This window comes from Leisingera sp. SS27 (assembly GCF_028368855.1).
Taxonomy (GTDB): domain Bacteria; phylum Pseudomonadota; class Alphaproteobacteria; order Rhodobacterales; family Rhodobacteraceae; genus Leisingera.
In genome coordinates this window covers 144605-151888 of the sequence record NZ_JAQNCY010000009.1, presented here as the reverse complement: position 1 = coordinate 151888, position 7284 = coordinate 144605, and the positions used below count along the sequence as shown (strand labels likewise).

The 7284-nt window shown below is 57.0% G+C and carries 4 protein-coding genes and 1 riboswitch; of the genes, 3 read left to right on the top strand and 1 reads right to left on the bottom strand.

All coding sequences use genetic code 11. The annotated features are described in order from the left end of the window. Both eno and N6L27_RS17795 read left to right on the top strand, forming a co-directional pair. Positions 1-993 (top strand): phosphopyruvate hydratase (gene eno / locus N6L27_RS17800; protein WP_271908692.1); only part of this gene is annotated, 993 nt, incomplete at its 5' end. Between the two features lie 225 nt (positions 994-1218). After that, positions 1219-3561 (top strand): methyl-accepting chemotaxis protein, encoded by a 2343-nt coding sequence (locus N6L27_RS17795; protein WP_271908691.1) that lies wholly within the window; start codon positions 1219-1221, stop codon positions 3559-3561. Between the two features lie 272 nt (positions 3562-3833). Here the strand turns inward: N6L27_RS17795 and N6L27_RS17790 are convergent, their stop codons facing one another. Then, the gene (locus tag N6L27_RS17790; protein ID WP_271908690.1) at positions 3834-4466 is read right to left on the bottom strand and encodes a tyrosine-type recombinase/integrase; all 633 of its coding nucleotides are present in this window, start codon (positions 4464-4466) and stop codon (positions 3834-3836) included. Positions 4467-5030: 564 nt separating this feature from the next. Next, positions 5031-5239: riboswitch (cobalamin riboswitch) on the top strand. Between the two features lie 159 nt (positions 5240-5398). On the opposite strand from N6L27_RS17790, the gene N6L27_RS17785 reads away from it, so the two are divergent. Then, on the top strand, positions 5399-7282 hold the full coding sequence (locus N6L27_RS17785; RefSeq protein WP_271908689.1) for a TonB-dependent receptor plug domain-containing protein: 1884 nt from the start codon (positions 5399-5401) through the stop codon (positions 7280-7282). Positions 7283-7284 lie beyond the last annotated feature (2 nt).

Here is a 7284-nt window from a genome sequence, read left to right as displayed (position 1 = left end):
GACGGAACTGCCCGCAAGAGCCGCCTGGGCGCGAACGCAATTTTGGGAGTTTCTTTGGCGGCAGCCAAGGCAGCAGCTAAAGTAACTAACCAGCCGCTCTACCGCTATATCGGCGGCACCTCGGCCCGCGTGCTGCCGGTTCCGATGATGAACATCATCAACGGCGGCGAGCATGCCGACAACCCGATCGACATCCAGGAATTCATGATCATGCCGGTGGCCGCGGACAACATCCGCGAAGCCGTGCGCATGGGTTCGGAAGTTTTCCACACCCTGAAGAAAGAGCTGTCGGCCGCAGGCCTCAGCACCGGGATCGGCGACGAGGGCGGCTTTGCCCCCAACATCGGCTCCTCCCGCGAGGCATTGGACTTCATCCTGAAGTCGATCGAAAAGGCAGGCTACAAGCCCGGTGAAGAGATTTACCTGGCACTGGATTGCGCGGCGACCGAATACTACAAAGACGGCAAATATGTCCTGTCCGGCGAAGGCAAATCCCTGTCCTCCGAGGAAAATGCCGACTATCTGGCGGCGCTGGTCAATGACTACCCGATCATCTCCATCGAAGACGGCATGTCCGAAGACGACTGGGACGGCTGGAAGCTGCTGACCGATAAGATCGGCAACTCTGTGCAGCTGGTGGGTGACGATCTGTTCGTGACCAACCCGGCGCGTCTGGCTGAGGGCATCGAGCGCGGCGTGGCAAACTCGATGCTGGTGAAGGTGAACCAGATCGGATCCCTGACCGAGACCCTGAAGGCGGTCGATATGGCGCACGGCGCCCGCTACACCAACGTGATGTCGCACCGCTCCGGCGAGACCGAGGACGCCACCATTGCCGACCTCGCGGTTGCCACCAACTGCGGCCAGATCAAGACCGGCTCTTTGGCGCGGTCCGACCGGCTGGCCAAGTACAACCAGCTGATCCGGATCGAAGAAATGCTGGGTGAAGTGGCTGAATACGCAGGAAGATGTGTTTTAAAAAGTGGCAAATGATTGGAAAATAAATTGCGCGCCGCGCATTTTGGCATCTTTTTCCTTGGGTGTGTCTATTTGGAAAGTGGATGATTGGCGCTTTAACTTCCCGTTTCGTGACGAGTTGCGGTCCGCTAGGTTCCAGATTTCTAGTGACAGTGCATTCGTATTTGATGAGCAATCAAAAGGAAGAGGTGATTATCTTTCAGTTTAACCTGTCCCTCCCATACAATCAGGAATGATGCGATGAAACTTCTTACGAAAATCGCGGCTTCGAAATCTGCAATTGATAACCTTAGCACCAAAACAAAAATCGTTCTGGTCGCGCTTTTTCCATTGGTGTTGGTGTTGGCGGTCGGGATTCTTTCAGTGGTCAACCTGGGACGTATGGAAAAAGCAACTCAGATGGTTGCTGACACACAGGAAATATTAAGCGAGGCGCAGACGCTGGCAGAAGCAGCTTCTACGATGGAATCTGGACTGCGTGGCTATCTGCTCGCAGGCAGAAGTGAATATCTAATTCCTTATGACGCTGGAAAGACTAGGGTAGCACAATCTTTTAAAACTTTGCGGCAGATGTCAGTTGGTGAGGCAAACATTTTAGCACTATTGTCCGAAGCAGAACAAATACTTGCTGGGTGGCAGAGTGAAGTGGCCGTCAATGCTATAGAACTGCGCCATGAGATTGGCGATGCCATGACCATGAATGACATGGCCGATGAAGTAAAAAGAGCCAAGAGTAAAGTATACTTTGAAGAATTTCGTACACTTGTCGGCCAGATGATCGGCATGGAAGAGCTTCTTCTGGTAGATAATCGTGACTCTCTAACATCACGGATCACCGCGGGCCTGTCAGATCCAGGGCTACTCCAGGAGCCATTCCAAGATGTTGAAAGAAACTATCTTGTACTTGGCATGGCAAAAAACCTACTTGCCGCAGCTGTAGACATGGAGACTGGCATGCGCGGGTTTCTTTTGGCGGGAGAAGAGTCTTTCCTTACACCCTTTGTGCAAGGAACCCAGCGTTTCGATGCCGGTATAGATGCTTTCCGGGCCGCGATGCAGGAAGACATCCTGTTATTGGATCAGCTGGATGGAATTTCCGAAGTAATTGAAAAATGGCGCGGTGAGGTTGTGGTGCCAATGCTGGACTTGCGCCGAGAAATCGGCGACGCGGCCACAATGGATGACATGGCGGATTTTGTTGCCGAGGGACGCGGCAAGGCCTTTTTTGATAGTTTCCAATCCACTATGACGAAACTCCGAAATGAAGTTTCTGCGGCGATGGCTGCCAACCAAGCTGCCAACGAAGAGATCGCAGCTCAGACGCGCAAAATGATCCCTGCCGCCATTGTTGCTGCGATAATAATCGGTGCTGCAATGGCGCTGGTGACAGGATCCGGCATCGCTTCGGGCATTCAACGGATTGTAGTATCCATGCGTGGCCTGGCTGAAGGCAACAACGCAGTGGAAATCCGCGGCCAAAAGCGCGGCGACGAAGTTGGAGATATGGCCCGGGCGCTGGAGACGTTTCGCGCCGAATTGGTTCGTATGCAGGAGGTCGAACAGCAGAAGGCCCAAAGCAAAGACGCCGAATTGGCATATGTAGTGCAGCAGCTAAGCGAGCGCCTATCACGTATGGCAAATGGTGATCTAACCATACGCATCGCCGAGACATTCCCGGAGGAATATGAAAAACTGCGCGGCGATTTTAATGGCTCGATCGACAACCTGAACACCACAGTGCAGCAAGTGATCGAGGCTTCTTCGAGTATCCGTAACGGCGCGGCGGAAATCAGCCAAGCCTCGGATGACCTGTCGCACCGTACCGAAAGCCAGGCTGCTACCCTGGAGCAGACAGCGGCGGCGATTGATGAGCTTACAGCCAGCGTGAAATCTGCAGCCAAGGGCGCGCGCCGTGTAGAAAACACCGTCCGAGAGGCCCGCCAAGAGGCTGTAAGCAGCGGCGAAGTGGTGCGAAACGCAGTCGCTGCAATGGGTGCAATCGAGGAAAGTTCCAGAAAAATCGACCAGATCATTGAGGTGATCGACGATATTTCGTTCCAGACCAACCTTCTTGCACTCAACGCTGGGGTAGAGGCATCCCGTGCTGGTGAGGCCGGCCGCGGCTTTGCGGTTGTAGCCTCGGAGGTGCGGGCACTAGCGCAGCGTTCCTCGGATGCAGCAATGGAGATCAAAACGCTGATTTCCGACAGCTCCCGCCAAGTAGATCAGGGTGTCGATCTGGTAGGTCGGGCAGGCGAGGCTCTGCAGTCAATTTCCACCCGTGTCAGCCATATCTCGAAGCTGGTCTCCGATATCGCCGAAGGCGCGGAGGAGCAATCCACTGGCCTACACGAGATCAACACTGCAGTGACACAGCTCGATCAGGTGACTCAAAAGAACGCCGCGATGGTGGAAGAAGCCACGGCCGCAAGTCATATGCTGAACGCCAACGCGATCAATTTGGCAAAACTGGTAGCCCGGTTCAACGTCGATGGCAATGGTGCTGCACCCGTGGCCCCGGCAGTGAGAAAAGCGGTTGAAACACGCTCCTTAGCACACGGCAGCAAGGACTATGAGATCTAGACTAGCTCAAGCACTGTAAGTGCGGCGAAGGATCGGAAATTCCTGCGCCTTGTGATTTCGACGTTTGGTCTTCGCTGCGGCAAGCATGAATGACCGTTACTTCCCCTGCTCTGCGGCGCTGACATCTGAGCGCTTGCAGCATCTCTGTTGTTGCGTGCGCATGCAGCGCGAAATTCGACATTTCAGTTTGGGCTCGATCCGACCCACCGCTGCGCCGCGAACGCAGGTCCGCTCAGGATTGGCGAACGGCAAGAGCCGCCCGCCAACGTGGATCAAATGTCGATTTGCTCGGCAATGTTCAGCGCATCTTCGAGTTCGACACCAAGGTACCGTACTGTGCTGTCTACCTTGGTGTGACCGAGCAGAAGTTGAACCGCTCTGAGATTTCCGGTTTTGCGGTAAATCTCAGCTGCTTTGGTCCGGCGCAGCGAATGGGTGCCGTATCCACTGGGTTCTAGCCCAATCGCGGCCACCCAACCCCTCACAAGCCGGCCATATTGGCGCGTTGAGATATGCGGGCGGTCGTGAAACCGGCTGGGAAACATGAAGCGGCAGCCGATCATTTCCGGCAACTTGATCCATGCGGCGATGGTATCCCGCGTGTTTTCAGAGAGTTCGAACTGAACGGGCCGCTTGGTTTTGCTCTGGATCACGGACACGCGTTCGCGAACGCGACCGTCCCTCACCAAGTTGGTGACGGTCAGTTTCACCAGATCGCATCCGCGAAGCTTGCTATCAATCGCCACATTAAACAGCGCAAGATCGCGCAGGTTGCCCGCCAGTTCGAGCCGCGCGCGGATCGCCCAGACCTGTTTCGGCAACAGCGGCCGTTTCTGGCCGATGATCCGGCCCTTGTTCCAGGCTCTTCGTTTCGGGGTGACCGCGGGAAGTTGGACTCTTGGCATATTGCTCCCTCCAATCCTCCCGCCAATCCCAGACATCAACACAGCGCTGACGCCTCAGTTTACTGGTGGTTTGCATGGCCGTTGTCAGGTTGCGTGTACTTTGGGAAACGCCGCGGATGCATTGGGCTGGTCTGAGCCCATTCTACCGAATGCTGCGCCTGATCTCAGCGGCAGCTATGCGAGGAAAGTTGCGTTTCCAAGGTCGGCACTAGTCGACGCAATGGATCAGCCTGTCCGGACCATTTCAGACATTCCTCAGCATCGAAGCAGCCACAACTCGGCAGGCCCAAAGCAGCAGTTCTGCGGTAGATGCACTGATTGAGGTTCACCGCCGGCAGTGAGGCTGGCATGCGTTCATCCACTTCAATCAAATACTGCGATATACGTATGCACCTTTGCTTCCGAGTAAGGACTTTGAGCCTAACCGCATCAGTCCTCCATTTCCCGAAGTAGTATTCAGTTTTAACAATTTAACGAAATCAGTTTCTTGCGATGACGCCTTTTGGCGCCCCCTCTAAGCCGCCTCACTAGACTTTGGCGCTTGACAGAATAAGTTCAGTTTGCCTAAGTCCCGGCCATTCTGGTCCGGCTGGGAGACCACCCGGTTAAAAGGGAACACGGTGAGGTGTAGCCAACAGGCGCCGAATCCGTGACTGCCCCCGCAACTGTGAGCGGAGAGCAATGCTGCGATATGCCACTGCCCCAAGGGGCGGGAAGGCGCGGCAAAGCCTCGACCCGCAAGTCAGGAGACCTGCCAGGATGATCACCCTGTCCGGGTGCGGGGCGCGCCAAGGACAACGGACTTCCGTAGTGGTGGCAGTTTTCACCGTCTGCGGGGGCAAAGCCTTCCAAAGACCAAAATTTTGAACATGCTGCCCGGCATGGGCAGCCGCTTGGCCTGTGCTTGCTGCGCGGGCCGGGAGGAATGGAATATGCGCAAGGCAAGCTTGTCCCTGGCCGCCGCCCTGGCCGCCGCCCCTGTAATCGCAACCGCTCAGGATGAAGAAGTCACCGATCTGGGGGAGATCATCGTCTCCGGCGGCTTCACGCCGGTCGAGGCCCAGAAGTACGGCCGCTCCGTCTCGGTCCTGACCAGCGAGGAGATCGATGATCGCGGCATCACCACCGTCCAGGACGCGCTGCGTTCGGTACCCGGCCTGATGGTGAGCGGCTCCGGCGACAGCTTTACCCAGGTCCGCATCCGCGGCGCAGAAGCCAATCACACGCTGATCCTGATCGACGGCGTCGAAGCCTCGGGCGGTGACAGCGAGTACATTCTGTCCGGCCTAGACACTGCCAATATCGAGCGGATCGAAGTCCTGCGCGGCCCGCAATCGGTGTTCTACGGCTCCAACGCCTCGGCCGGTGTGATCAACATCATCACCAAGTCCGGCGGCATCGGCACGGAATACGGCGGCAGCGCGGAAGCGGGGTCCGACGGCTACCGGGCCTCGGCCCGGGTTTCGTCGCGGACCGAGCGCGGCGGTATCGCCTTCAGCTTCGCCCATGACAATGACGACGGCTATGACACCTCGGGCGATGGCGGTGAAGAAGACGGCATCCGCCGCAATACACTGCAATTGAAAGGCGACTACCTGGTCACCGACCGGCTGAAACTTGGCTTCAACTTCCGCACGTCGGATGAACGCTATGACAGCGACCGCACCTCCTTCACCGCAACGGATGCGGCCAGCTATGTCGTGGATGATCCGACGCAATTCAGTGACCGGGATGAGCAACTGGCTCAGGTCTATGCTGAACTGGACACATTGGGCGGCCGCCTGAAACACCGCCTGTCAATCGAACGTACTGACTTTGACCGGTCCCTCAATGGCGGTACCCCGACCGAGACCAAAACGGAAGCAGCAAAGTACCTGCTGAGCTTCGGCCTGGACGGGCAGTTAGCGGATCAAGCAGACCACCTTCTTAACGCGATGCTGGAATGGGAAGAGGACTCCAGCAGTTCCAACCCGGCCTTTGCGCGCGAAACCAATTCGATTGCCCTGGAATACCGCGGCAGCTTTGCCAACGGCCTGGACCTGCAGCTCGGGGTGCGCCACGACAACAACAGCGTATTCGAAGACGCCACCAGCTGGACCGCCAGTGTCTCCTACACTTTTTCTGGCAGCGGCGTGCGCCTGCACAGCTCGGCTGGAACCGGTATCGTGAATCCCTCTTACTTTGAGCTGTTTGCCAACAGCACATTCGGCTCCACCACCTACCTCGGCAATCCGAACTTGCAGCCGGAGGAAAACCGCAGCTTCGATTTCGGGGTTGAGGTGCCGTTCCTGCAAGGGCGCGGTCTGGTTGATGTGACCTATTTCGACGAGACGCTGACAGGCGAGATCGAGAGCTACATGGTGAACGCAACCACGTTCTCCTACCGCAACCAAGCCGGTGACAGTGATCGCAAAGGTGTTGAGCTGGCAGCAAGCCTGGAAGCCACCGAATACCTCGATCTGCGCCTGTCCTACACCTATTTGGACGCCACCAACCCAAATGGCTCGGTCGAGATCCGCCGCCCGGAGCACGAGCTTCTGTTGAGCGCCACTCTGGATACTTTCAACGGCCGCGGCTCCGTCACCGCGGACATCCGGCATGTGGCAGGCAATTGGGACAGCCAGTTCTTTGGCTCCTTTGCCACAACTGAGCTGCCGGATTACACCACCGTTGATGTGGCTGCTCAGTATGAGCTGACAGATAACGTGGTGCTGACCGGGCGCGTCACCAACCTGTTCGACGCGGACTACGCCGACGTCTGGGGCTACGCCAAGCGCGGCCGCGCCGCCTATGTCGGCGTGCGGGCGTCGTTCTGACC